General features: G+C 69.4%; 23 protein-coding genes and 3 pseudogenes. 10 read left to right on the top strand and 16 right to left on the bottom strand.

Features of this window, described 5'->3' with window-relative positions:
- Window positions 1-3: 3 nt before the first annotated feature.
- Window positions 4-1144, top strand: a pseudogene (locus AMK22_RS18000) (IS701 family transposase).
- Window positions 1145-1634: 490 nt separating this feature from the next.
- On the opposite strand, the gene AMK22_RS17995 reads toward AMK22_RS18000, so the two are convergent.
- The 4 genes and pseudogenes from AMK22_RS17995 to AMK22_RS40945 all read right to left on the bottom strand — a co-directional run.
- The gene (locus tag AMK22_RS17995; RefSeq protein ID WP_073786195.1) at window positions 1635-2093 is read right to left on the bottom strand and encodes a DNA glycosylase AlkZ-like family protein; all 459 of its coding nucleotides are present in this window, start codon (window positions 2091-2093) and stop codon (window positions 1635-1637) included.
- A 710-nt stretch (window positions 2094-2803) separates the two neighbouring features.
- Complete coding sequence (locus AMK22_RS17990) at window positions 2804-3052, bottom strand: hypothetical protein (protein WP_073786193.1); 249 nt, start codon at window positions 3050-3052, stop codon at window positions 2804-2806.
- A gap of 138 nt (window positions 3053-3190) precedes the next feature.
- A complete protein-coding gene (locus AMK22_RS17985) occupies window positions 3191-3805 on the bottom strand; it encodes an AAA family ATPase (protein WP_073786191.1) in 615 nt (204 codons plus the stop codon).
- Window positions 3802-3978 (bottom strand): annotated as a pseudogene (locus tag AMK22_RS40945) (IS256 family transposase); the annotation flags it as partial. The gene AMK22_RS17985 and the pseudogene AMK22_RS40945, both read right to left, overlap by 4 nt.
- A gap of 283 nt (window positions 3979-4261) precedes the next feature.
- Here AMK22_RS40945 and AMK22_RS17975 point away from each other — a divergent pair.
- The 6 genes from AMK22_RS17975 to AMK22_RS17950 all read left to right on the top strand — a co-directional run bounded on the left by AMK22_RS17975 (window position 4262) and on the right by AMK22_RS17950 (window position 10419).
- Window positions 4262-5476, top strand: coding sequence for an FAD-dependent monooxygenase (locus AMK22_RS17975; RefSeq protein WP_073786187.1), 1215 nt, complete (start codon window positions 4262-4264; stop codon window positions 5474-5476).
- Between the two features lie 29 nt (window positions 5477-5505).
- Window positions 5506-6543, top strand: coding sequence for a cupin domain-containing protein (locus tag AMK22_RS17970; protein WP_073786431.1), 1038 nt, complete (start codon window positions 5506-5508; stop codon window positions 6541-6543).
- Between the two features lie 35 nt (window positions 6544-6578).
- Window positions 6579-7448, top strand: a complete 870-nt coding sequence (locus AMK22_RS17965; protein WP_073786185.1) for a fumarylacetoacetate hydrolase family protein — start codon at window positions 6579-6581, stop codon at window positions 7446-7448.
- 103 nt (window positions 7449-7551) lie between these two features.
- A complete protein-coding gene (locus AMK22_RS17960; RefSeq protein ID WP_073786184.1) occupies window positions 7552-8001 on the top strand; it encodes a MarR family winged helix-turn-helix transcriptional regulator in 450 nt (149 codons plus the stop codon).
- Window positions 8002-8047: 46 nt separating this feature from the next.
- Window positions 8048-8863, top strand: coding sequence for an IclR family transcriptional regulator (locus AMK22_RS17955; protein WP_199883249.1), 816 nt, complete (start codon window positions 8048-8050; stop codon window positions 8861-8863).
- Between the two features lie 209 nt (window positions 8864-9072).
- Window positions 9073-10419: an MFS transporter gene (locus AMK22_RS17950; protein ID WP_073786427.1), complete on the top strand. Its 1347-nt coding sequence runs from the start codon at window positions 9073-9075 to the stop codon at window positions 10417-10419.
- Between the two features lie 103 nt (window positions 10420-10522).
- On the opposite strand, the gene AMK22_RS17945 is transcribed toward AMK22_RS17950, so the two are convergent.
- The 8 genes from AMK22_RS17945 to AMK22_RS17910 form a co-directional block, all read right to left on the bottom strand.
- Window positions 10523-10729, bottom strand: a complete 207-nt coding sequence (locus AMK22_RS17945; protein WP_242434026.1) for a hypothetical protein — start codon at window positions 10727-10729, stop codon at window positions 10523-10525.
- Window positions 10730-10731: 2 nt separating this feature from the next.
- Complete coding sequence (locus AMK22_RS17940; protein WP_242434025.1) at window positions 10732-11130, bottom strand: hypothetical protein; 399 nt, start codon at window positions 11128-11130, stop codon at window positions 10732-10734.
- A gap of 683 nt (window positions 11131-11813) precedes the next feature.
- On the bottom strand, window positions 11814-12938 hold the full coding sequence (locus tag AMK22_RS17935) for a tetratricopeptide repeat protein (RefSeq protein ID WP_073786183.1): 1125 nt from the start codon (window positions 12936-12938) through the stop codon (window positions 11814-11816).
- Window positions 12935-14170, bottom strand: a complete 1236-nt coding sequence (locus AMK22_RS17930) for an ATP-binding protein (RefSeq protein WP_073786182.1) — start codon at window positions 14168-14170, stop codon at window positions 12935-12937. Before AMK22_RS17930 ends, AMK22_RS17935 begins: the two co-directional genes overlap by 4 nt.
- A gap of 586 nt (window positions 14171-14756) precedes the next feature.
- Window positions 14757-15197, bottom strand: coding sequence for a MerR family transcriptional regulator (locus AMK22_RS17925; RefSeq protein ID WP_073786181.1), 441 nt, complete (start codon window positions 15195-15197; stop codon window positions 14757-14759).
- Window positions 15194-15832 carry a hypothetical protein gene (locus tag AMK22_RS17920; protein ID WP_073786180.1) on the bottom strand — a complete coding sequence of 213 codons (639 nt, stop codon included), beginning with the start codon at window positions 15830-15832 and terminating at the stop codon, window positions 15194-15196. The genes AMK22_RS17925 and AMK22_RS17920 overlap by 4 nt, the downstream gene beginning before the upstream one ends.
- 77 nt (window positions 15833-15909) lie before the next feature.
- Entirely contained in the window at window positions 15910-16143 is a 234-nt protein-coding gene (locus tag AMK22_RS17915) for a hypothetical protein (protein ID WP_073786179.1), read from the bottom strand.
- A gap of 329 nt (window positions 16144-16472) precedes the next feature.
- Window positions 16473-17111, bottom strand: coding sequence for a hypothetical protein (locus AMK22_RS17910; RefSeq protein ID WP_073786424.1), 639 nt, complete (start codon window positions 17109-17111; stop codon window positions 16473-16475).
- Window positions 17112-17395: 284 nt separating this feature from the next.
- Here AMK22_RS17910 and AMK22_RS40940 point away from each other — a divergent pair, with 284 nt between their 5' ends.
- Window positions 17396-17869, top strand: a complete 474-nt coding sequence (locus tag AMK22_RS40940) for a DUF6207 family protein (protein ID WP_073786178.1) — start codon at window positions 17396-17398, stop codon at window positions 17867-17869.
- Here AMK22_RS40940 and AMK22_RS17900 read toward each other — a convergent pair.
- From AMK22_RS17900 to AMK22_RS17890, 3 genes are all read right to left on the bottom strand, one after another.
- Window positions 17772-19040 (bottom strand): hypothetical protein, encoded by a 1269-nt coding sequence (locus tag AMK22_RS17900; protein ID WP_073786177.1) that lies wholly within the window; start codon window positions 19038-19040, stop codon window positions 17772-17774. The genes AMK22_RS40940 and AMK22_RS17900 overlap by 98 nt on opposite strands.
- 41 nt (window positions 19041-19081) lie before the next feature.
- A complete protein-coding gene (locus AMK22_RS17895) occupies window positions 19082-19594 on the bottom strand; it encodes a SigE family RNA polymerase sigma factor (RefSeq protein WP_073786176.1) in 513 nt (170 codons plus the stop codon).
- 177 nt (window positions 19595-19771) lie between these two features.
- Entirely contained in the window at window positions 19772-20350 is a 579-nt protein-coding gene (locus AMK22_RS17890; RefSeq protein ID WP_242434024.1) for a hypothetical protein, read from the bottom strand.
- A 220-nt stretch (window positions 20351-20570) separates the two neighbouring features.
- Here AMK22_RS17890 and AMK22_RS42345 point away from each other — a divergent pair.
- Both AMK22_RS42345 and AMK22_RS17885 read left to right on the top strand, forming a co-directional pair.
- Window positions 20571-20681 (top strand): annotated as a pseudogene (locus AMK22_RS42345) (hypothetical protein); the annotation flags it as partial.
- Window positions 20682-21047: 366 nt separating this feature from the next.
- Window positions 21048-22538 (top strand): carboxylesterase/lipase family protein, encoded by a 1491-nt coding sequence (locus AMK22_RS17885; RefSeq protein WP_107430580.1) that lies wholly within the window; start codon window positions 21048-21050, stop codon window positions 22536-22538.
- 269 nt (window positions 22539-22807) lie between these two features.
- On the opposite strand, the gene AMK22_RS17880 is transcribed toward AMK22_RS17885, so the two are convergent.
- Window positions 22808-24391, bottom strand: coding sequence for a beta-N-acetylhexosaminidase (locus AMK22_RS17880; protein WP_073786174.1), 1584 nt, complete (start codon window positions 24389-24391; stop codon window positions 22808-22810).
- Window position 24392 lies beyond the last annotated feature (1 nt).

Below are 24392 nucleotides of genomic sequence, written 5' to 3'. Positions count from 1 at the left end.
GCCGTGTCTGTGGATCTTGGGGTGGGGCAGGTCGAGGCCTGGCAGGGGATGCTGTCCGGGCTGCATGAACGGTTCGCTGGGCGTTTCGCCAGGTCCGAGCCTCGGGCGCGTGCCCTGACGTATATGGCGGGGTTGATCTCCGCTGGAGCGGAAAAACGGGTGGACGCTGGCAGAGCGTGCGGGTGAGGGGCATCCGATCGGGATGCAGCGTCTTTTGGGCGAGGCGGACTGGGACGTGGACGGTGTCCGTGACGACGTGCGGGACTTCGTCGTGGAGACCATCGGTGCCAGGGACGGGATCCTGATCGGTGATGACACCGGCTTCCTGAAGAAGGGCACGGGGTCGGCGGGCGTCCAGCGGCAGTACACCGGGACGGCGGGCAGGACGGAGAACTCCCAGGTCGGCACGTTCCTGGCGTATGCGTCGGCGAAGGGCCGGGCGCTGATCGACCGGGAGCTGTATCTGCCGAAGTCCTGGACGGACGACCGTGAGCGGTGCCGTGCGGCCGGCATCCCGGACGAGGTGCCGTTCGCGACGAAGAACGAGCACTTCCGGTGGATGCTGCAGCGTGCGATCGATGCCGGGGTGCCGTTCGCGTGGGTGACCGCGGACGAGGCGTACGGGCAGGTCAAGCACCTGCGTGTGTGGCTGGAACAGCGCGGGGTCGGCTACGTGCTGGCCACCAGGGTCAACGACACCGTGACCACGACCGGCTGGCGTGAGGACCGGGTGGACGAGCTGGTCGCCGCCTTGCCCCGGCAGGCATGGAAGCGCCTGTCCGGGGGCCCCGGCTCCCACGGCGAGCGCGTCTACGACTGGGCCCGGGTGGCGATCCGCCCCGTGTGGGAGGACGGTGCCGGCCACTGGGTCCTGGCCCGTCGCTCGGTCAAAGACCCCACCGACATCGCCCACTACGTCTGCTACGGCCCCGTCGCCACCCGCCTGAAGGACCTCGTCAAGGTCGCCGCGGCCAGGTGGGCCATCGAGGAATGCTTCCAGAGCGCGAAGCAGGAATGCGGCCTGGACGACTACCAGGTCCGCCGCTATCCCGGCTGGCACCGCCACATGAGCCTGGCCATGGCCGCCCACGCCTGCCTGACCGTCCTGCGAGCCCGCGAGCTGGAAAAGGGGGATGCGGTTTAGGGCAAACCGCCCTGATTCCCCTGTCCGTCGCGGAGATCCACCGCCTCATCGGCCTGGTCCTCTGCCCGCACCGCCTCACGCCACAGCACCATCTGCGCTGGTCATGGTGGAGACGCCTCAGCCAGACCCGGGCCCGCCCCGGCCACTACAAACACCGAGGCCACATCCTGCAACTGTGATTGCAGTACTAGCCCCATAAGGATAGATCTGCAACCGTCGCCTCCCTGATGGGGCAGTTCCAAGGGGTGCCCGACCAGTGGGCCACGTTCCGCGCACGGGCAGTGCGTGCGACTGCGGTCCGACGCCCGACGGCCGGGCCCAGTTGCCGGCCGGTATGCCCCCTGCGTTCCCGAGAGTCTGTGGCCGCCCCCCGTGGAGGGGCGGGTCTTCGACACACTGGCGGTGCAGGCCGGCTCTGGCAGCACCCTGGAGGCACCATGGGCACCACGGCACGCAGCGCCCGCGCCAACAAGGACCGGTCCAGGCCGGGCTATCGCTCGCCCAGCAGCTCGTTCAGCTCGGCCGCGCTGCGCGGCGCCTCGTCCAGCCAGGCGCGTCCGGTTGCCGCCAGTTCGGCCGGCTCGGCCCCTTCCAGCTTCCGCCAGCCCCGCGGACCCACCGCCCGGTCGACGCTGGACTGCACGGTGGGGCGCAGCCAGAGGCAGTCGTCGGCGGTGACCAGGTGGACGGTGCTGCGCATCAGGATGAGGCGGACGGCGGACCGGTCGAGCAGCTGGACGGAGAGGTCGTCCGGGGCGAAGTCCCGGATACGGGTCCACAGTCCGACGTAGGGGGCCTGCGGGGCCTGCGCCTGAAGGCCGGTCAGGTGCTCGATCACGGCGTGCGTCGGGACCGGCGCGCGTTCCAGGAGCCGTTGGCGGGCCAGGAAGGCCCGGTTCGGCGCACGCCGGGAGAGCGTGGCCGGGTGCGGGGTCCAGGTGATCGCCATGATGTGCGGTCCTTCGGCGGAAAAGCGGGGGCGGCGCGGGGACACCGCGCGTACCGGCCGACCGTAGGCGGTATCCAGAACAGCCGCGGTCCTCTTTCCGGGCTCCGCGTCTCTCGTTCGTTCCTGGACCGATCGCCGAACCGGCTCAGCGACGCTCCTCGCATGACGGGACCTGAGCTGATTCCACCGTGCATGAAGACGATCGCAGCCGTCACGACGGCGGCGAGGCACCGGACGCCGACGGTCGCGCCAGCACCGACGGGCGCTGCGGCGCCTACAGGGCAGGCTGCGGGTGGCGGTACGGTGCCGGGTTCATTCACCCTCCGTGATCGTTCTGCACCCCGGCCCCTGCGCCCCGGGAACCAGTGCGCTCCGGCTCCGGGGCGCAGCCGTTCCAGCTGGCGTCAGCTCAGTCGGCCGCCACCTGAGGGCGCTTCCCGGCGACAGTCGGGGGGCTGGACCGATGACATTTGCGTGCAGGCGAGGCCCCGGGCCGGGCACGGCTCGGGGCTTCGGCCCCCACTCCGGAGTCAGCCGTCACTCACAGCACGCCCTTCACGGAAAAGAGCTCGCACGTTCACTGTCGCGCTCGATCTACCAGCGCATGCCGACCTCATCGAGGCCTGCTCGGCGTTGTACGGGAAGTTTCGCGGCGCGTTTGCGGACGTTGTCGAGCTATGTGGCGTGCTGGACCACCACCGGCCCCGTCATCACCGTCCTGACGGCCTGTCGGGGCCGAGCCCGCATCCACCCTGCTCTGCGTGCTTCCGAGGCACTCGCAGATGCTCCTCGCGGGTGTGGAACTGCCGTGCCGCCGCGAGGTTGGCCGCCCATTTGGCGTCCTGCGTCCGTTTCACCGGCGCCTCGTGTTCCTCGGCCGGTGTGATCTCGAGGGTGTTCTCCAGGATCCACTGCTGCAGGGGCAGGAGCTGTTCCCACCCGTACCGCTGCCCGTTCACCCAGCGTCCGAGTTCCTCGCCCTGGACAACAACGTCGCCCGCAGCCGTGGGGAGTGCGCCGCGGCCACATGGAGGCGACAGCGCTCGGCAACGAGGACTCACCTCGTCTCCTGCGCACAGGCAGGCCCCGAACAATTGTCAAGAGTTGTGGATCGAGTCCTTCGCGTCGGTGACGCTGTCGCTCGGGTCGAGGAGGTAGGCGCCCGTCGCGACGCCTTGCAGGATGCTGTCGGCGGTTACCTCAGCGGTCAGGCTGGTGGAATCCAGGACGTGGGCCTCGTAGGCGCCCAGGTTGCCGAACTGGCCGTGCAGTGAGCGAATCGGCTCGGGGTCGGTCAAAACATCGCCGGCCCGGCTCGTTGCCCGTTCCAGTGTGGTGTGCTGGTCCGGCCGAAGGATGACGTAGCTCAGCGGCAGGGCCCGCTCCTGGGCGGTCACGCGGAAGAGGTCGATGAACCAGGGCCCGACGATGCCGTCGCAGATCACCTGGTAGCCGCCGTCGGCGTAGCCGAACGCTGCCGATACCAGTGCCTGCAGGACTACCTGGTTCTGTTGATGTGCTTCGGGCAGGTAAGGCGCGATCCAACCCTGCTTGATATAGCTCCAGAAGTCGTCGCTGTGCAGGTGGACGCTGGGAGTCAGGTGATCGGCCAGCAGTTGCGCCACGGTGCTCTTGCCAGCCCCGGGCGGGCCGGTCAGGACGATCACCTGACCGCGGCGAGGGTGCGTCCGAGAGAGGAACGGCGGGTTCATGCCGCCACCGTGTCACGTTCGACCAGCACACCGCTTTCGAATTTGGCTCCGGCGCGAACAAGGGGCACCAGGTGGACGCCGGTGATCGCACGCCAGCGGGCCTGAGCGGACTCGACGAGCTTGAGCACCATCGCGAGCGCGGCGGCGGGGCTGCCGGCCCCGCGGGTGACCTCGGCCTCTCGCCGTCCACGTCACTGCGGGCCAGGCTGGTGACGCGCCGGCCTTCGAGGCGGGGCGACCGGACCCGTCCCGTCGTCCGGCGGCGCATCCGGACAGGTAAGCCTGGTCACCCTCATGATTCGTGCCAGGCCTCGCCAACCCGTTGACCTCAGGGCAGTACGATCCTAATATCATCCGTACACCAATGATTGATGTACGGATCAATTGCGCGGTGCCTCGCATTCCCTCTGCCTCGACGTCTTGTCCCCCTCCCCCACGTCAGCCTCAGGAGCCCGTATGCCCACATTCCCTTCTCCCGCCCATATCGTCGTCGTGGGCGGCGGTATCGGCGGCCTGGCCGCAGCTCTGGCCATCGCCCGCGCCGGCCGCAACGTCACACTCGTGGAACGGGCAGCCCGGTTCGGTGAGATCGGGGCGGGCCTCCAGCTCGCCCCGAACGCCTCATTCGCTCTTGAAGAGCTGGGGGTTCTCGCCACTGTTCAGCGCACCGCGGTCGCCCCGCCGCGTCTGGTGATGATGGACGCGTTGTCAGGGGACCAGATCACCGCTCTCGATCTCCGCAGCGTCGAGTACAAAGAGCGGTTCACGCATCCCTACCTCGTCACGCACCGCACCGACCTGCACGCAGCCCTGCTGGCTGCCTGCCAAGAACACCCCGCGATCACACTTCGCACGGGACACACCGTCACCCGCGCCGACCAGGATTCCTCGGGCGTGCGACTGCGCTTCGCCGAGTCGTCGGAGGTGCTGAGCGCCGACGCGGTCGTCGCCGCGGACGGACTCCGTTCGAGCCTGCGCCAGGCGCTGGTGGGTGACGGGGATCCGATCTGCTCCCGGTACGTGGCCTACCGGGGAGCGTTGCCCACCGGGAGGATGACCGGCCGGATGTCGCAGCACGCCGCCTCGGAAGCAGTGATGGTGTGGGCCGGTCCGCGCATGCACCTGGTGCAGTACCCGGTCCGCCGTGGAGAGCTGTACAACCAGGTCGCCGTCTTCGAGAGCGACAACTACACGCCGGACTCCGACGACTGGGGAACGGAGGCCGAGCTCGAGGCGCGTTTCGGCAAGGCGTGCCAGGCCGTGCGCGACTCGCTGCCTCTGGTCTCCCGCGAACGACGCTGGCCGTTGTACGACCGGCTGCCGATCGACAACTGGGTCCACGGCCGCATCGTGCTCCTCGGCGACGCCGCCCACCCCATGCTGCAGTACCTGGCTCAAGGGGCCTGTCAGGCGTTGGAGGACGCCGTCGCCCTGGGACGGTCGCTGACCCGGTTCCCCGACGCGGCGGATGCGTTCACGGCGTACGCCGCACAGCGCCGGGAACGTGCGGCACGGATTCAGACCAACGCGCGCCGCTTCGGCGAGATCTGCCACTTGGACGGTATGGGAGCGACGCTGCGCAACGTCCTGCTCTCGTCCCGCACACCCGAGGATTTCGACGACGTCTCCTGGGTGTGGACTCCGGCCCCGGCTGCCGTCGCCGCCTCGTGAGCCCCGATCAGGATCACCGTGAGGATTTCATGAACGACGAACTCGCCTACAAGGCACTGAAGGGCCTGGGGGCCGCGCCGCTGTGGCGGTTCTACGGGAACCTCTTCCCCGCCGAGCCCCACAGCCGTGCCGTGCCCTACCGGTGGAGTTGGCAGGAGCTACGGCCCCACCTGCTCCACTTCTCCAGGACGCTCTCTCTCGACGAGGCCGAACGGCGAGTTCTCATGCTCGTCAACCCTGGTCTGACCGCTCCGCCGGCCACCGTCAACACGCTGTATGCGGGTCTGCAGATCATCCTTCCCGGAGAGACCGCGCAGGCACACCGGCACACCTCCAACGCCTTCCGCTTCATCTTGGAGGGCAGCGGTGCCTGGACGACGGTCGACGGTGAACGCGTCTTCATGGCCCCGGGCGACCTGCTGCTCACGCCGGGCTGGCACTGGCACGACCACACCCATGAGGGCGACGCGCCGATGATCTGGCTGGACGCTCTCGACTACCCGCTCGTCAATGCGCTGGAGGCGGGCTTCTACGAGCAGTACCCACAGCGCCTGCAGCCGGTGACCCGTCCCGACGACGCGGGCAGCCGCCAGTTCCTGCACGGCAGGCTCACCCCTGCCTGGCTCTCCCAGGACGGGCCCAACTCCCCCGTCACCCGCTACACCTGGGAGGAAACCGGCCGCGCTCTGGACGCGATCGCCGACACGGCCGAGGGCAGCGACGTGGACGGCGTCGTCCTGGAGTACACCAATCCCTGGACGGGCGGCCCGGTGATGCCCACCATCGGCTGCCGCATCCAGCGGCTGCGCCCGGGCTTCGACGGAGTCGGCCGCAAGCAGACGACATCGACCATTTTCAGCGTCGTACGCGGCGAAGGCTCCACGATCGTCGACGGGGTCCGCTTCGACTGGTCCGAGAACGACACGTTCGCCGTCCCCGGCTGGGCCTCCTATCGCCACCTCAACACCTCGTCCTCCCGCGACGCGGTTCTCTTCTCCTACAGCGACGAACCGGTCATGCGGTCGCTCGGCCTCTACCGCACCGAAAGCGCCGACCCCGGCGCCTGACCCCTCCACCTCGAACACCTCACAAGGAGGTCCTCATGCGCCTGGCGCTGTTCAACAAGGGACGGATCGGCCTCGTCGACGGGGACGAACTCGTCGACGTGACCGACCAGTTCGCCACGTACGATCCCCACTCCCCCGCCGGTGCGCTCCAGCAGCACATCGAGATCGCCGCCCGCGCCGGCACGGCTCCGCGCGTCGACCTCACCGCATGTGCCCGCGTACCGCTCTGCGAAGCCACCCTCGAAGCTCCGTTGCCGCGCCCCGGCAAGATCGTCGGTGCGCCGGTCAACTACCTCGATCACAAGGCCGAGATGGCGTACACCACCTCGGTCGCCGACCTCGGCGTGTTCCTCAAGGCGAACTCCTCCGTCATCGGACCTGGCCAGGACATCCTCCTGCCCTACTCCGACAAGCGCACCGACCAGGAAGGCGAGCTGGGTGTCGTCATCGGGCGCACCGCCTCCCACGTCGGCGTCGACGAGGCACTCGATCACGTCTTCGGCTACACGTGCGTGCTGGACATCACGGTCCGTTCCGGCGAGGACCGCTCCACCCGGAAGTCGTTCGACACGTTCACCCCTATCGGCCCTTGGATCGTCACCGCGGACGAGATTCCCGACCCCGACTCCCTCGATCTGCGCTGCGACGTCGGGGGTACCACCCGTCAGCGAACCAACACGGCGCACCTGATCTTCGGTGTACGGGAGCTGATCGCGTACACCTCGTCCGTGATGACGCTGTATCCCGGTGACGTGATCGCGACGGGCACTCCGGCCGGCGTCGGACCGCTCAGCCACGGAGACCGCGTCGTCGTGGAGATCGAGCGCGTGGGTCGCCTGGAGGTGGGTGTCGACGGCAGCAGGGCCACCTCCTACGAGCAGCGACCGGGCCGTCGGAGCCGCTGACCCGGCGGCGCGTGCCGCAGTGGTGCCGCCTGACCATAGACTCACGGGCAAGCCGCTCGCCCCATCAGGCGGCACCACCCAGCAGCAAGGCATACGGAGCATCGTGGCGCGCGCACTCGACCTGGAGAACTACATCGGACATCTGATCCGGCGTGCGGAGCAGGTGCACACGGCGTTGTGGAGCCGACACGTCTCTCGCGGGATCACCTCCCAGCAGTTCTCCGTCCTCAACGCCCTCGGCCGCGAACCCGGCATCGACCAGCGCACGCTCGCACACCTCACGTCCCTGGACCGGTCCACAGTCAACCTGATCGTCCGCCGTCTGACCGATCAGCAGTATGTCAGCCAGGTGCGGGACGAGAAGGACCGCCGACGCACCCTGCTGAGGCTGACCGACGAGGGAGCCGAACTGCTGAGCTCCCTGATCCCCCCCGCCGAAGAGATCAACGAACAGCTCCTGCAGTCCCTCCCCGCTGATCAGCGGTCTCTGGCCGTTGACATTCTCCGTCGCATCGCACTCATGGGTGATGAACTGAACACCGGCGAGCGTTAGCGCACACCGGGGGGCCAGAGCCATTGACCGGATGAGGAGTCCCGCCGTGCCCCACGAACACACCACCGTCACACCACCGCGGCACCGCCACAAGCGTCCCCGTCCGGGCCCGGCAACCGGCACGGGCCCCGTCATCTGGCGTGCCCTGCAGATCCTCGGCGCGTTCTCCGCACAGCGCCCGCGTCTGACCCTGAGCGAACTGGCCCGCAAAGTGGACATGCCGGTCTCCACCGTGCACCGCATGCTGGGAGACCTTCTCGCCTGGGGCGCGCTGGAGCGCGACGAGCAGGGGCACTATCGTGTCGGGCTCCGTCTGTGGGAGGTCGCCTCCCTGGCGCCGCGCGGCCAGGGGCTGCGCGAGCGCGCTCTGCCCTACCTGGAGGATCTCTGCCAGATGACCCGCGAGAACGTACAACTGGCCGTACGGGAAGGCAAGGACGTCGTTTTCGTCGAGCGCATCGGCGGCAGCAGAGCGGTTCCCACGCTGACGCGCGTCGGTGGGCGTCTGGCCATCACGGCCACCGGGGCGGGACTGGTCCTGCTCGCCCATGCCCCCACCTCGGTTCAGAATGAAGCACTGGCCCGCCCCCTCTCCCGTCACACGCCCTTCACCCTGACGGACACGACACAGATCAGACGGGCCCTCGCGCAAGTACACGCTTGTGGTTACGCCGTGAGCGACCGCCAACTGTCACTCGACACGCTCTCGGTCGCGGCGCCGGTCGTGGGCGTCACCGGGGAGATCGAAGCCGCGGTGTCCGTCGTCGTACGACACGGGTCCATGCCCACGGGGGCACTGGCAGACCTCGTCCGTACCAGTTGTCGCGCCATCTCGCGAGCACTCCACACATCCGTCCCCTGACCGGCACGTGCCGGAAACCATTCGTTTCCCGGCATGCGGAAACGGGCCTGGCCACCTCTCCCAACGACTCGGAACATGTCTGCACCGACGGCTGAAAACAGACTGCCTCGCGTGTCGCTCTTCAGGCCTCGTCGGCTACACCGCAGTCGACAACGGAGTGCTGCCATGCCCATCTTCTACGTTTGCCCCGCCTCTCGGTCGGCCGCCCGATGAGCGCCACCTTGCGGGAGGCCCTGGACAAGGGGCCCATGAGCCGTTTCCAGTGGAGCGCGATCGCGGTCTGTGTGCTCCTCAACACGCTCGACGGATTCGACGTACTGGTCATGTCCTTCACCGGCAAGACCGTTTCCGGCGAGTGGCACCTCACACCCGGCCACCTCGGGGTCCTCCTCAGCAGCGGCCTGGCCGGAATGGCCCTGGGCGCGCTTCTCGTCGCCCCCAGGGCGGACCGGGTCGGCCGACGACCCATCATCCTGGCCGGACTGGCCGTGGCCGCCCTCGGCATGCTGCTCTCGTCGACCAGCCAGAACTGGCAGCAGTTGGCGGCGCTCCGGCTCGTGACGGGCGTGGGTATCGGCGCGGTCCTGGCATGCAGCAACGTGATCGCCGGTGAGTTCGCCTCACAGCGCTGGCGCGGGCTCGCGGTCAGCCTCAACTCGACGGGATACGCCGTCGGCGCCACGGTGGGCGGCCTCTCGTCCGTGTTCCTCATCGACCACTACGGCTGGCGGTCGGTCTTCCTCACCGGCGGGCTCGCCACGCTCGCCATCCTCCCGCTCGTCTACTGGTGCCTGCCCGAATCCATCGACTTCCTCGTCACCAGAAGGCCTGCGAACGCACTGCAGAGGGTCAACTCCCTTGCGCGGCGTATGGGGCACGCCGAGCTCGACGCTCTTCCGGCCACCACTGCGGGCGACACCTCGCAGACCGGTTTCCGTGCCCTGCTCGTCCGCGGACTGCGAGGACCGACCCTGGTGATGTGGGGTGCGTTCTTCCTGGTGATGGCCGCCTTCTACTTCGTCACCAGCTGGACCCCAACGCTTCTGGTGGAAGCCGGCATGTCCTCGACCCAAGGGCTGACCGGCGGCACGCTTCTCAACCTGGGAGGAATCTTCGGAACGGCTCTCCTGGGTGTGCTGGCCGCACGGTACGCGCTGATCAGCGTGCTGCGGAGTTATCTCTTCGCGGCCGCAGTCCTGATCGTCGCCTTCGCTGCCTCCACCAGCCTGCTGACCCTCGCCTTCTGCCTGGGCGCCGTCATCGGCGTCGCCGTCAACGGATGCATCGCGGGACTCTACGCCCTCACGCCGGGCGTGTACTCGACGAAACTGCGTGCGACCGGTGTCGGAGCGGCCATCAGCGTCGGGCGGGTCGGAGCCATCCTCGCGCCTTCCGTCGCAGGGTGGTTGCTGGACGCCGGGTGGGCACCGCGGTCCTTGTACGTCGCCACCGGTGCGGTCTTCGCCGCGGCGAGCCTGCTCCTGTTCGCCATGCGAGCAAAGCGGCCCACGTCCGAAGTGGCGAGCACGGCGGAACCCGCGCCGTCCGGGGCGTAGGCCGACTGTGAACGGCTGCCGCCGTCCGTTCAGGGCCGACGCGTCTCAGGACGAGGCCGGAGCGGAAGGGCGGCAGGTGCCTTTCCGTCGAGCACGGCCGTGATCACCAGGCGGGCGTGGCGCAGAGCTCGGTGGCGATCACGAACGAGGTGGTCACTATCGGCACTGCCATGGTCGGCGGCATCACCGCGTACGTGACCTGACCGTGCGCCATGCCATCACGGATCTGCCGACCATGGTTGAGGTACTTCGCCTGTCGTGCCGTCAGGACTCCCGCATCGGCGCCCCGCTCGATGAGAGGGGCGGGCATGCTCAACGGCCGTCGCTGCGGCATGCCTCGTTCCAGAAATGGCGGACGAAGGCGATGACGCCCCACCCGATCAGGACGTTGACCAGCGCCCCGGATCCGTGGAACAGGGGGGTGAAGAGGCTGGACCCGGTCTCCCCTTCGATCGAGTCGTCACCGACCAGCAGGGCCAGCGGGTAGAGCACGAAGACCAGCACCAGGACATCACTCGGGAAGGAGATGGTGGTCATCAGTGAATCGGCGGCCTCGGGCCGCCCGGCGATCTCATGGACCAGGGCAGCGGCCGTGACCAGGCCGACGTAGCCGACGGCGATGAGGCGGACCTTGCTCCAGGTTCCGGGCTTGTTCCAGAGCGCGGCCTTGATCCAGGGTCTGGGCTTGTTCGATGAACCGGGCTTGCTCATGAGGGTCGTCCTTCGCGCAGTGGTTCCGGGAGGGGGCGGAGGGCCCGCGTCCCTGGGGCGGGGACACGGGCCCTCCCGCACTCATTATTGAACACGTTCATTTTCTGTGTGGCGCGCGGGTTCCACATGGCGTGCGTGCCGACGTGCCATTGCTCAACGAGGTGCAGTCGGTCCGCGACCACAGTGCCGGACAGGGGGTGCTCAATATCCGCCGGCGCGGCCTTGAGGGTGACCGCGGTGACGTCCGCAGCGCCGGCCGAGACGTAGGCGACGGAGGTGGGGCCGCGCTCGCGGAGTTCCACACCGACGGCCCTGGGTTCGGAGAACCTACCGCGATATGGCGGACGCGTTAAGGGAGCTCCGGGGAGGACGCAGAGGACGACGCGTACGCGGCATATCAACACGTTCAAACTCTGCTCGACCTCTCCGGTCGCAGCACTAGCGAAGGCCGCGCGGCTCGTCGCGGGTGCGCTGGAGACGGGCCGCCTCTGACGAGGCGTCACCTGGGCAGCTTGGCGGTGCGTTCGGGGTCGGCGGCGGTGACGTAGCGCATGCCGGTCTTCTCCGTGATCCCGAAGAGCCTCATCAGCCGGAGTCGACCGGCGGTTTCGGCGACTTCGTCGAGGAGTTCAGGGCGACACTCTGGAAGACGGGCTGAGGCCGGGACTCCCCCTCGTCATGACTCAGCGGGCCTTCGGCCGGTCGAACCACATCGTCGCCACCGCCGGCGCCAAGCCGGCCCAGAAGAACACAAGCGGGACCATGCGCTGCGTCCAGGGGATCAAGATGATCAGCAGCGCACAGAGCATGGCCCACGCTGCTTGGCCGAGGACGACACGGGGCCAGGCCCAACGCCGGATGAGCGAGTGCAGGTTGACCCGGATACCGGCACGCAGACGGCGGTACCGCAGCAGGGCGCCCAGGGCCCAGACGGCCGCCATGGGGACGAGGTCCCACAGCCGCTGGCCAAGACCCAGCGGCAGCTCCCGCTGGGTCCCTCCGTCCGTCGCAAACAGGTCGATGCCCACAGCGGCGAGGGCCAGGCAGAGCAGGGCCAGCCAGCGGACGCCGCGCAGCAGGCGGTAGGAGGCCTCGTCCAGGCCGCGCTGCATCGGTGCGGAGCCGGGGGCGGAGGCCAGCGCGTCGGCGTACAAGGTGGCGGCCTCCGTCGCCTTGACGCCGGGGGCGGTCGCCGCGTTCTTCGTCCGCCGGGCCAGGGCATCCTGGTGCTGCGGGTCGAGTCGGAGGATGGCCTCGTCCATCTGGTCGGCGACGCTCCGGTCGGCTCCCATGTCTGCGATCAGCCGCGCCACCTCGTAGGCGTACACCTCCTCGGGACCCAGCCGGATGGCCTGCTGGGCTATCAGGCCGGCCTCCCGCAGGGCGGCCTCGAAGTCCTCGCGCCTGATCTGGCCGCCGTTCGCCTGTCCGGAGCTGATACCCCTGATGCGCCACAGCCAGTTGGCGAGCAGTGCGTAGCTGTACCAGTAGTCGGGGGCCAGGCGGATCGCCTCGCGAAGCACGCCCTCCGTCTCCGGGAAGCGGCCCCCTGCGCGCAGGGCGCGCGCATGCATGAGGAGCGCCCCGACGTTCTCGGCGTCCAGGGCCAGCGCCCGTCCGGTCGCTTCCAGTGCCTTCGCGCCGTTCTCCTCGTCCCCGAGATGGCTCCGGGCGAGTTCGACCCAGGCCCGGATGTCCTCGGGGTCCTCCGCGAGCCGTCGGGCCAGCAGCTCCCTGGCCTCCTCGTACCGCTCGAGATTGATGAGCAGGTTGGCCCGTTCCACGGCAGGGGGCAGGGGTGTGGTCACAGCTTGCGCCTCTTCTTCAAGTACCTCACGAGGTCGTCGTACATGCCGCCCTCGTTGGCGAACATCGCCACGTTGCGCGCGGAGGCGAACCAAGGTTCAGCGGACGGCACGACATCGTTGGCGGCGGCCAGCAGGTCCTTCATGCCGATCATCCGTACGGTTCCGGTGCTCACCGAGTCCAGCAGTGCCCGCTCGGCCGCCGCCTCGCAGACATGGGCGAGGTCCGCGCCGGACAGACCGTCGGTGATCTTGACCAGTTTGCTCAGGTCGACGTTCTCGATGGGCCGGTCCCGCAGGTGGTAGCGGAGGATCGCCTCCCGGGCGGGTCCGTCGGGCGGGAGGACGAGGATCGTCCTGTCCAGGCGGCCGGGACGGCGCAGGGCGTTGTCCACGTCCCAGGGCACGTTGGTGGCGGCCAGCACGAAAACCCCCTGGTTCGCCGCCGAGTCGATGCCGTCCAACTCGCTGAGCAGTTGGTTGACCACGTTGCGCATGCCGCTGTGCGCGGTGCGGCTTCGCTTGGCGCCAAGCGCGTCCAGCTCGTCCAGGAAGACCACGCAGGGCGCCTGGCGGCGAGCGGTCTCGAAGATCTCGTGCATGTTGCGCTCGGAGTTGCCGATCCACATGTCGAGCACGTCGTTCACGGACACGGACAGAAACGCTGCGCCGAGTTCGCCGGCCACCGCCCGCGCGATGAACGTCTTGCCGCAGCCGGGCGGGCCGTACAGCAGCAGCCCGCCGCGAAGACTCTTGCCGTACAGCTTGCGCAGTTCAGGGTTGCGCAGCGGGGTGAGGAAGGCGGCGTCCAGTCGGTCCTTCACATCCTGCATGCCGCCGACGTCGGCCAGCCGTACGGTGCTGGGCCCCTCCACGTCCCACACGTCGGCACCCGCGGAGTCGTCCTGCCCGTCCGCGCGGACCGGTGTCTCGGCGAACCGCGGCGGCACGGCGTCCCCGACCTGTTCCTGAGCAGCTTTCCAGTCGAACCCGGCCTGCGGGCGCGGGGGTTGTGCCGGAGACGGGGGCGGTGTGCCCATCGCCCGGGCCATCAGGTCCCTGGCCTGGGCGTCGCCCGGCGCGTGCTGAAGGGCCACGGCCGCCTCCGCGACGGCCTCGTCGGACCGGCCCGCCTCCAGCAGGAGCTGGGCCAGGTGGAGCCGCAGAGGTACGTCGGCGGGAGCGGCGGCAACTGCGGTACGCAGACTACGTATGAGAGGAGGGTCGTCCAGCATGATCGACAGCCTAATGCCGCCGTACGACACCTCATGGGGCGCCCAGCGTCCGTCTGCCCAGCCAGTCCGCGCCGTCGAATCATCGGACGGTGGCGGGCGCGCGAGCCGGACCGAGCGCCGCGCGCCTGCTCTTCCAGGGCGGCGACCCGCTCGGGAGGGTGGTCCCTCGACACCAGGCCGGCCGAGCGTCTTCCGGCGTCGGCGGCCAGCAGCCGCACGATGGTCTCGGCCGACCGGTCCCACCGCCGACCAGCGCCGACGGTACCGGGCCGGTGGGCAGCGAGCAGCCGGTCGTGCAGGTGCGCATCCACGTCGGCGGCCCGCGGCCATGCCCGTATTCGCTCGGTGAGCGGAAGGCCGGCCGTAGCGTCTACTGCGGCTAATCGATGCACTCGGCATGCGCTGGTAAACGGGCGCGGCTCCACGATCTGGGGGCCCTGGGCCCGGCCGGGCCCGGGCAAGCCGAGCGACCTGGCCGCAGTGGTGCTGCGGGTCGAACCCACAGAGACTCCGATGGTCGAGGATCGCCCGAGGGGCAGGATCGTCGCCGCAGTGGTGCTGCGGGACAAGTCATGGCCTGCCGCGCTCATGACCGGCGCAGCCTCAGACCCGGGCACCGCCGCTGCCGCACGTCTCGCTCGCCGCGGGGCACACGCGTACGGCCTGGGTCCCGAACGGGTCTTCGAGGCCGGCAACCCGAGGTGATCGCGTCTCCGTTCCGGGTGAGGCAACGAATCTTGTCGGTCATCCTGTCCCGCCCGCCTTCCAGCGTTTCCACCGTGTCCGGGGTGATGGAGGGCATGTGGATACTCCGCGGCTCATTCAGGCACGGCAGGACGCTCCGGATCAGCCTGGTCGGGATACCGACATCCGGCAAGCCGCGTATCTGCTGCACGCGGTCGACCAGATGCTCGTCGTGGTCGCCCCCGTTGGACAAGCGTTGCGGTTCGATCAGTCCCCGTTCCTCGTAGTAGCGGAGCAGCCGAACGGGGGTGTCCGTGCGCGCCGCTGTCTCGCCGGTCCTCATCTGCCCTGGGGGCGGATGATGACCTCGCTGCCCAGCGGAATGTATCCAGCCGCGAGGAAGGCCCGAAGGGATCGCGCGTTACCCGGGGCGACTGCGGCGAAGACCGGCTCACCGGCGGGGACCCGGGCGAGCGCGTCACGCAGCAGGGAGCGCCCCAGTCCGGCTCCACCACTCCCGGGGTGGTCGAGTTCGACGCTTGTCTCACGTCGGCCGGCCAGCCCGTCGGCGAGGGTGACGAGACCGCGTTCGTCTCCGTAGACACAGACGTCGGCACGCAACGCCCGAGCGTGACGAACACGGGGGTGGTCAGCAAGGTCGAGACGTTCGGGCAGACGGCCAGGCCCCGGCGCGCCACGCGCGACGAGTATCACGTCGACACTGTCGATCCACCCCTCGCGACCTGCGAGGTACCGCAGGAAGTCGGGGGCCATGGAAGCCCCGTAGCCGTCGGCTCCATGAGCCCGGACGTCGGAAGAGGACAGAGCGGTGGCGATCACGGCGTGCCCGGTGAAGGCGACCGAGCACTCCAAGCCGCCCGGCAGAGGGGGAAGAACGGTTGTGCCTCCGTCCGCGGGCGGGAAGCGTCCGTCGGCGGCATTGAGGAACATGCCCAGCAGCGGGTGAGACTCGGCCATGACCGTCCACTCTACGAGGGGCTGTTCGCCATGGCGGCGGAAAGCGTCGAACTGGACGGTCGCGCGGGACGGTTGCCTCACTCGCAGGCTGGACGCGTCTGGGCCGTTCTTCCTACGGGTTGTCGGATGTCTCGGGCGCCGTACCGTACGGACTTTTCGAGAAAGGCGAAGTTCATGGTCGTGCCGCCCTGCTGCGGCTTGTCCGCCTTGTGACCGAAGACCCGGTAGCCGGTGTCGAGGCAGTACGAGGTCAGCCGTGGGTTGCTCGCCAGGCAGTCGAGGCGGGGCTGGATACGGCCCGGCCCCGCCACACGGCGTTCCGCGGCCCGCAGGAGCCTTCGCCCGGTACCCGGCGGAACGGTACCGTGGTCCACCATCAACCGGTGCACATAGCCGGCGGTTGGCAGTTGGCAGTTGGCAGTCGGCGGTTGGCGGTTGGCGGTTGGCGCCCCAGGCGTCCGGGCCCACCAGCACGCCGCCGGGGCCCGAACAGTTCGACGTTCCGGGGAGGTCGAGGTTCCCGGAACCTTCGACGCAGTGGTATTCGTCGCCCCGGTCCTCGATCTGTCGACGGATCACTTTGGCGGCACGCACGGGCGCGGCGTTCCACTCACAGGTGGAAGTTGATCGGGGGCCCTGCTCAGCTGTCGAACCAGACGACGAGTCTGATCGCCTCGCTCCCGTGCAGTCCCGCGAGAGTGCGCATGACTGTCCAGACGGGCTTCCACTGCCCGTCCGGGCGGACGACGTCTTTGCGTCTGAGGCGACCTGTACGAAATAGCCGGTCGCCGTCGAGCCATTCGGTGCCTTCGGGGAAGTGGAGGCCGGCCCGGTCGGCGACGTCCGGGGGGCAACCGGAGAGATCGAGGAACGCTTGCGGGGCCCCCAAGTGCCGGCTGTACAGCTGCCAGCTGCCATCGGCACTGCGGCGGTACTCGTGCACGTAGGGGTCCGGCTGCAAGGACAGCACGTCCCAGTCGGCCTTCTCGACCTCTGCCCAGCTGATGGAGGTGGGGCTGTGCCCCTCGTGGTCCTCATACAGATCACGGACGCGCTTCGACACATCGGGGGGAAGGCCGCGGGCGGCTGCGAGCGGCTCGAACGCCCTATCGTTGGTGATCCCGAAATCGTTGCGGACCCCGAAGAGACATCCGAAGGCGTCGTAGTCCCGTGCGTCGTACAGGTGATCCAGGTTGATGGCGGCATGCCAGCAGGAGTCGTTCTCGTAGTCGCGATAGCCTCGGCGGCATTCGATGAAGCCGTGTATGTCACACCCCATGCAGACCATCTTCGTGGTTCAGGACAGGTGCCCGCCACCCCAAAATGAGCGGATGGCAGCCGCTTGCCGCACGGTCGGCCGATGAGACGGTCGTCCGGGCCTTCACTTGTGTCCAAGGGTCTTGGCGGCGTCACCCTGCTTTCTGGCGGCGTGACACCGGGGCGGGGGAAGCGCCTGTCGGTGACGGGGGGAAGCTTCGCGCGAGTCGGTTACCGGGCTCCCTCGTACGGATGCTCCCTGTCCGCCGATGAACCGCGGCCACGGTCGGGGCCGTCGGTGAGGGCATGCAGATCGACGAGCAGCACATCGCCGAGCTGGGGCTCGTGGTCCTGGACATCACCGCCGCGGACAAGGACACCCTCCGCACGGTGATGGATGTCCTCCAGCAGTGGTGGGCGACCTCAGGCATCGCGCCGGTGCGGCGATTCCGTGCCCCGGCGGCATTTCCTGCTCGTGTGGGCATCGATCGCGCCGGCCGACGGGCTCGCACCCGGGCAGGCCGAGCAGCCAGGAGCGGCGGTGCCGTGCTGGGCGATGTGTACGCGGGCAGGGTGCGGGCGGTTCCTCGAAGGCGAGCGCCCGGGTTCGGTCACCACGCCCCACAAGCTCAGCTCCCTGGGAACCAGGCGCGCCACGGTCCTCCTCCCGGTCTTCCGGCGACTACGTCCACTTCCCGCTCGTGGCGATCGACTTCAGCTGCTGTATGGTCAGCGCGGGTGTCTGTCGTGTGGCCTTCGCGTTCTGAGATCCAGAGTTGAACGCGGACACCACGACCCGGAGGCCGTCCGTACGGATGGTGTCGACGGTCCACATCACCACGCCCGCGCCGCCCTTCTCGCCCGGGCCCTGACGCGTGACGACCTTTGTCCCGTCCGGCAGCACCTCCGCCCCGGCCTCGAACAGCTCCCCCTCCACGTCTGACGCGTTCGGCTGCACGTTGATCTGCACCAGGCTCGCGCCCTTGCCGTCATTCACGACGACGTATGCATATCGATCGTCACCGCGCTCGGAGACCACCTTCGCGGACACGGGCAGCAGCGACTTGAGCTTCCTCAGGATCGCCTGGCCGTCCTGCCCCTGCGCCGACGGCTGCCGTACCGGCTCCGGGGCCGCCTTCCCCAGAGCGTTCATCACGGGCCGCCACTCGTCGGAGGTGACGAGGCTCTTCAACTGCCCAACAGTGAGCGGGGGCTCGGCCCTTGAAACAGCGGCACCCTTCTCTGCGGGCGCGTTCCACTCACTGGCATCGACCGTGTATCCGTCGGGGGTCACGAGATAGGCGTGCCACCACTTGGTGTCCACGCGCTTGTCAGGGTATTCGTACCCGCGCAACACCATCAGGCGCGAACCGTCGGCAAGCGTCTCATTCCGGCAGGAGTCGTACAGCACGAAGGTCTTGTCGGGGCATTCGAGCTGCTGTTCCGCCTCCGTGCCGTCCGGGTCGATGGCACCGACGCTCACGCCGATCGCAGCTTTGCCCCCGCCATCGTCGAAGACGAGGTGCGCCGATGGCCCGAACCGGTCGGCCGTACCGCGCCCTGCCCGCCCGCTGATCCTCCCCTCCGGCAGCAGTCCCTCCAACTTCTCGATCACCTGCTGCGCCGAGAGCTGCGGCCCCTTGCCGGGCGACGACTTCGTCGAAGGGCCGGTCTCCTGAACCTTCGGCTGCGCGGCCACGCCCGCCCCGCCGCGCCCCGAGCCGCCGCCGAACGCCCCTGTGGTGTACGACGTCCCGAACCCCACGACGGCGAGCGCCGCGACGCTGCCGGTCACGGCCGCGACCCGCCTGCGCCGCAACCTCCGCCTGCCGCGCACGACGCCGCCGTCCACCAGCGGGCGCCCCTCCACGGTGAAGACCTCCCCGGTGCGGCGTAGCGCGTCACCGAGCCCGCCTTCGAAGGCGTCCAGGTCCTTCTGCGTTCCAGACATGCCAAACCACCACCATTTCTCGTCATCGTCAGTCGGGCTGATCAGTGCGCGGCGAACTCTCCGATGGTGTCGCCCAGTTGCTCCCTCAGCCGGGCGAGCGCACGGGTGCTGCGGGTACGTACGGCTGCGGAGCTGACGTTGAGGACGTCCGCAGTCTCCGTGACGGACCGGTCCTCCCAATACCGCAGCACGACCACCGCCCGGTCCTTCGCCGGCAGCTTCCGCAGCGCGTCCAGGAGCATGAGCCGCAGCGAGGCATCACCCTGCGCGGCCGTCTCCGAGACCTCGGGAATCTCGTCGCTCGGCCACTCTCCCGCCGAACGCCGCCGCTGGTGCGCCAGAAAGACTCGCACAAGAACGGTCTGCGCGTACGCCGCCGGATTGCCGAGCTTCGACGACCTACCCCACACCACATACATCCGCCCCAGCGTCTCCTGCACCAGATCCTCGGCGAGATAGGTGTCGCCGCTGGTCAACAGGCACGCCGAACGGAAGAGATGCCCCATGCGGGCCGCCGCGAACTCCCGGAAGGCGCTCTCCTGGGACCGTCTCATCCGCCACCCTCCCCCTTGCCTCGTCGCCTACACCCTTTAGATGCGGTGGGGGCGGCGGAATGTTTCACCCGAGTCGCTTTCTCCGGGGTCGGGCCTCGTCCCCAGCCGGAGCTGGTCGTCGGCGTCCTCGTCGAACACCTGGAGAGCACTGCCGCGTGATCGGATTCGCGGCCGGGCTCACCGATCGCTCAGGAAGGCGACGAAGCGACCGAAGACCTTGTCCCCAGCGCGATCGCCGGCGAGCTGCGAGCACAGCGCAGGGAAATCAGTCCCGGCCTCGCCCTCGACGGTCCACCTGGCAAGGCTGCTGTGCCCGTCACGGATGCGCACTTCGTCGACCCACCGGTCGAGGCCGTCGCCCATCGAGTAGACGAAGAAATGTGCGTCCTCCATAGCTGGGGCCAGCAGGTCGATGAGCCGGTGGAAATTGCGCATATCGATGTAGCAGACGTCCGACAGCTGCTCCCAGCAGAGGTAGTCCGCCTCCGGCGGGCCCAGATCGAACTCCCATCCTCTCCCGTGGCCCCCCTGGTTGAGCAGATGGATGGGCCAGACCTGCCCAGGCAGCTCGGTGGCCACCACCGAGAGCGTCTCCTCGACCAAGGACCGCCACCCGGGGCGCACTCGGGCGAACGTCCGATGCTGGTCGGGCCACGGCGACACCTGCGCAAAACGCAACCGGAACCGCCCGAACCAGCGATCGTCGCGCCCCGTGACGAACGTCTCCGACGGTTCCACCGGATGGGGCCCTCTCATGCGCTGAGCATAATGGGGGCTTGAGAAGGGGCCTCTTCGAGCACCCCGAGTTGCCGCAGCCGTCACACACTGCCCGAACCGCGATTCTCGACAATTGCTCGTCCCTGCGCGCTGATCGCGGTGTGCTGTTGACGCCGGAGGCCCAGGACGTGGCTGCGGTTCTTCCACTGTCCGGGACAAGAGCCCTGTCCGCGGTTGCGTTCAAGTCCGTGTCCTGCGGATGGTGTTCGACGGCGGCACGCCTCCGAACTGTTCGCCCGACGCATCGTTCACAACCTGGCAGATCACCGAACCCCGAGGATGGCACTTCGTCTCGTTGCATGGCGGGGACCTTGCCGTCCGGTCCCGCTCCGGCGGTTCGGCCTCCCCGGCCGGTTCGGCCGGGCTGGTCGTGGGGAGTGCTCGGGCCGTCGCTGCGAAGCGCGGGCGCGGGCCGTGTCCGGGGTCTGGGCGGAAGTGGGTCCGGACAGGAGATGCCGCGGGGCGCGGCGGGGTCGGTGTCCCAGTGGGCAAGCTGCCGGCACTCACTCCGGACCGGCCGCTGCGCCCGACACGGTGGCGCGATCGGCTGGTGAGTCTCGACCCGGCGGACCGAGCAGGGGGAATTCGGTTGCGGTCGTGCTGGGCGGGAGGAAGGCTCCTACCGCTCCGAACATCCCAAGCGCTTCCGAAACTGGACTTCCCGATGAGAAACGTCATGGTCAGCACTCGTTACGGTCAGGTCCGCGGTCACCTCCACGACGGCATAGCGTCCTTTCTGGGCATCCCTTACGCGGCACCGCCGTTCGGCGTGAACCGGATGCGTCCGCCCCGTACCTCCGAGCCGTGGAGCGGGGTGCGCGACGCGCTCGTCCACGGCCCGAGCGCACCGCAACCGGGCTACGCCCCTGCCATGGCCGGCCTTCTCACGGAGGCCGGCCCCCAGGGCGAGGACTGCCTCAACCTCAATGTCTGGACGCCTTCGCCGCACCAGTCCGGCGAAGGGCTACCCGTCATGGTGTGGATCCATGGCGGCGCCTTCCGCAACGGGTCCGGCTCGCTGCCCACCTACGACGGCTCCGTCCTCGCCCGTGACGGCGTCATCTGCGTCACCCTGAACTACCGGCTGGGCGCGGAGGGCTTCCTCCTGCTGCCCGACGGCACCGCCAACCTCGGTCTCATGGACCAGATCGCCGCGCTGGAGTGGGTGCGCGACAACATCGCCGCGTTCGGCGGCGACCCCGGCAACGTGACCGTCTTCGGGCAGTCCGCCGGAGCGATCAGCATCACCGCGCTCATGGCGATGCCCCGGGCCGAGGGCCTGTTCCGGCGGGCCATCACTCAGAGCGGGGCCGGACATCACGCGCACACGCCCGAGACCGCGCGCCGCATCACCGAACGTCTGGCCGCACTCGTCGGCGCCGAGTGCACCGTTGAAGCCCTCGCCGCCGTCCCGCCGCAGGACCTGGCCGCAGCCAACAGCCGACTCGCTCAGGAGATCGCCCGCAGTACCGATCCGGGCCAGTGGGGCGAGTCCGCAGGAGGCGGCACGACCGTCCTGCCGGTGGCCGGGACCGCGACGCTGCCCGAGCGCCCCGTCGACGCCATCGCCGCCGGTGCGGGCCGCCAGCTGGATCTGCTCACCGGCGTCACCGCTGAGGAGTTCCGCCTGTTCCTGGTACCGCTCGGCATGGCCGACCGCATCGACGACGGCTTCCTGCACGGCTTCCTCAACGCTCTCGGGCTGGAGCCCGTGGCCGCGCGGGCCGTCTACGCCGAGGCCCGACCGCAGGCCAGTGCCGCCGACCTGTTCTCGGCAGTGATGACCGACCACGGCTACCGTCTGCCGGCAATCCGTATCGCAGAGGCCCGCGCCGCCCACGGCGCGGACACCTACTTCTACGAATTCACCCAACCTTCCCCGGCCCTGGACGGTTCCCTCGGCGCCTGCCACATGGCCGAACTCGGCCCCGTCTTCGGGAACCCGCACGACCCGCTGACGGACACGTCGGCCCATCCGCTGCTGTCCGAACGGATACGCGGCGCCTGGACCTCCTTCGCCCACCACGGCCGTCCCACCGACGGCCACCTGCCGCCCTGGCCCGCCTACCTGCCCGGCCGGTCCGTCATGTTCCTGGACGCCACCGCACCCGCCGTCCATCAAGACCCCGCCCGGCCCGAACGACTCCTGTGGGACGGCCTGCGCTGACCGAAACGTCGGAGACCGGCGCAGGGCCGCTGCCCGGCACCCCACGCCGTCCCCCGTGTGACGCCCCTCCTCCCGGCGCCCCATGCTCGCCGACAAAGAACCGGTCCACAGGGCCGGATGCGCCGAGCCGGGAGGCCCGGGGCGGTCAGTCGTCCTCCGCGTAGGGGGTCGCCTCCTCCCCGGTCCGGTGGCCGTACTGCTTGCGCCGCGGGCTGGAGCTCGGATCGGTGGCCGCGGCGACGTCCAGCAGCGATCCCCGGGTCACCGGGTCACCCCCACGGCACCTCCACCGATCGGTGGTATCGCCACCCGAGCCCGGACCACCGCGGCGCGTGCGTGGCAAGCCGTACCCGGTATTCCTCCCAGTCCCGCCCGTCGGCCGGCGACCATCCGATCTCCGCGATGCCAGGGAGCCGCGGCAGCGTCATGTACTGCACCTCCTCGAACGTCGCCACCCGCTCCGTCCACAGCGCGGACTCGGCGCCGTGCACCTGGCTCTCGGCGACGCCGGGGATGTAGGTGGCCGGGTCCCAGGTGTAGCCGTCCTGGACGTCGGTGTAGCCGGCCCAGTCGTGCCCGTACGGCGTGTCGGCGTCGTACTTCATGTCGAAGTACGCCTTCTTGCTGGGCGAGAGCACGAGCTTGGCGCCCTGTGCCAGCGCGCCCTGTGCCTTTGCGGCGTTGGCCCAGAACTGGACGACGGTGCTGGGGGCGATGTCGGCGAGGCCGACCTCCTCCCAGCCGACCATCTGCTTGCCGAGGCCGTGCACGGTCTGCTGGGCGCGGCTGATGAAGGAGCGGTAGTCCTCGGGTTCGGTCACCAGCGCCTCGTCGCCGCCGATGTGCAGGTAGGGGCCGGGGGTGAGGTCGGCGAGTTCGCCGAGGACGTCGCCGATGAACCGGTAGGTGAGGTCCTTGTCGATGCACAGCGAGTTGGGGATGCCTGTCTCGCCTGTGTAGAGCGGCGGTGCTACGCCGTCGCAGGTGAGTTCGGCGTAGCTGGCCTGGGCCGCGTTGACGTGGGCGGGCATGTCGATCTCGGGGATCACCATGATGTGGCGTTCCGCGGCGTGGCGGACGATGTCGGCGTACTCCCGTTGGGTGAAGTAGCCGCCGGGGCCGCCGCCGACCTCGGTGGAGCCGCCGTAGGTGGCCAGGCGGGGCCAGCTCTTGATCTCCAGGCGCCAGCCCTGGCTGTCGCTGAGGTGCAGGTGGAGGCGGTTGATCTTGTACAGAGCGAGGATGTCGATATAGCGCTTCACCTCGTCGGCGGTGAAGAAGTGCCGGGCCACGTCGAGCATGGACCCGCGCCAGGGGAACCTCGGGGCGTCGTCGATGTGCAGGGGGGAGATGGTCCACGGACCGGCGTGCGGGGTGGCGGACTCCGCCGCGGCGGGAAGCAACTGTCGCAGTGTCTGCGTCGCGTGGAAGAGGCCGGCCGGCTCGGCGGCGCGCAGGTGGACGCCGCCGTGGGTGACGTCGAGGCGGTAACCCTCGGCAGAGGGGGTCTCGTCGTCGGCGGCCAGGGTGATGGCCTGCGGGGCGGTGCCGGAGGTGACCACCGGGACGGCATATCCCGTGGCCCGGCGCAGCCAGGTGGCCAGGTACTCGGCCGTGCGGCGGGCCTCGTGGGCCCGGTGGCGCACCGCGACGGCGGTGTTGGCGGTGATCTCGAACGGCCGGCCGCCGGTCATCTGCAGCGAGCGGGGTTTGGGGATGAGCGCGGGCGCGGGCGGTGTGACGGGGGTGGTGCGGGCGGGGGCCGCGGCGGCGGTGGAGGTGAGGTGGGCGGCACCGGCGAGGCCGACGGCGCCGGCGAGGAGGATGCTGCGGCGACGGGGGCTGTGCTGCATC

The organism is Streptomyces sp. CB01580 (genome assembly GCF_001905795.1).
In the GTDB taxonomy this organism is placed as follows: Bacteria; Actinomycetota; Actinomycetes; order Streptomycetales; family Streptomycetaceae; genus Streptomyces.
Note: the sequence above shows the minus strand (reverse complement) of the source record. Positions and strands in the feature narration are given on the sequence as shown.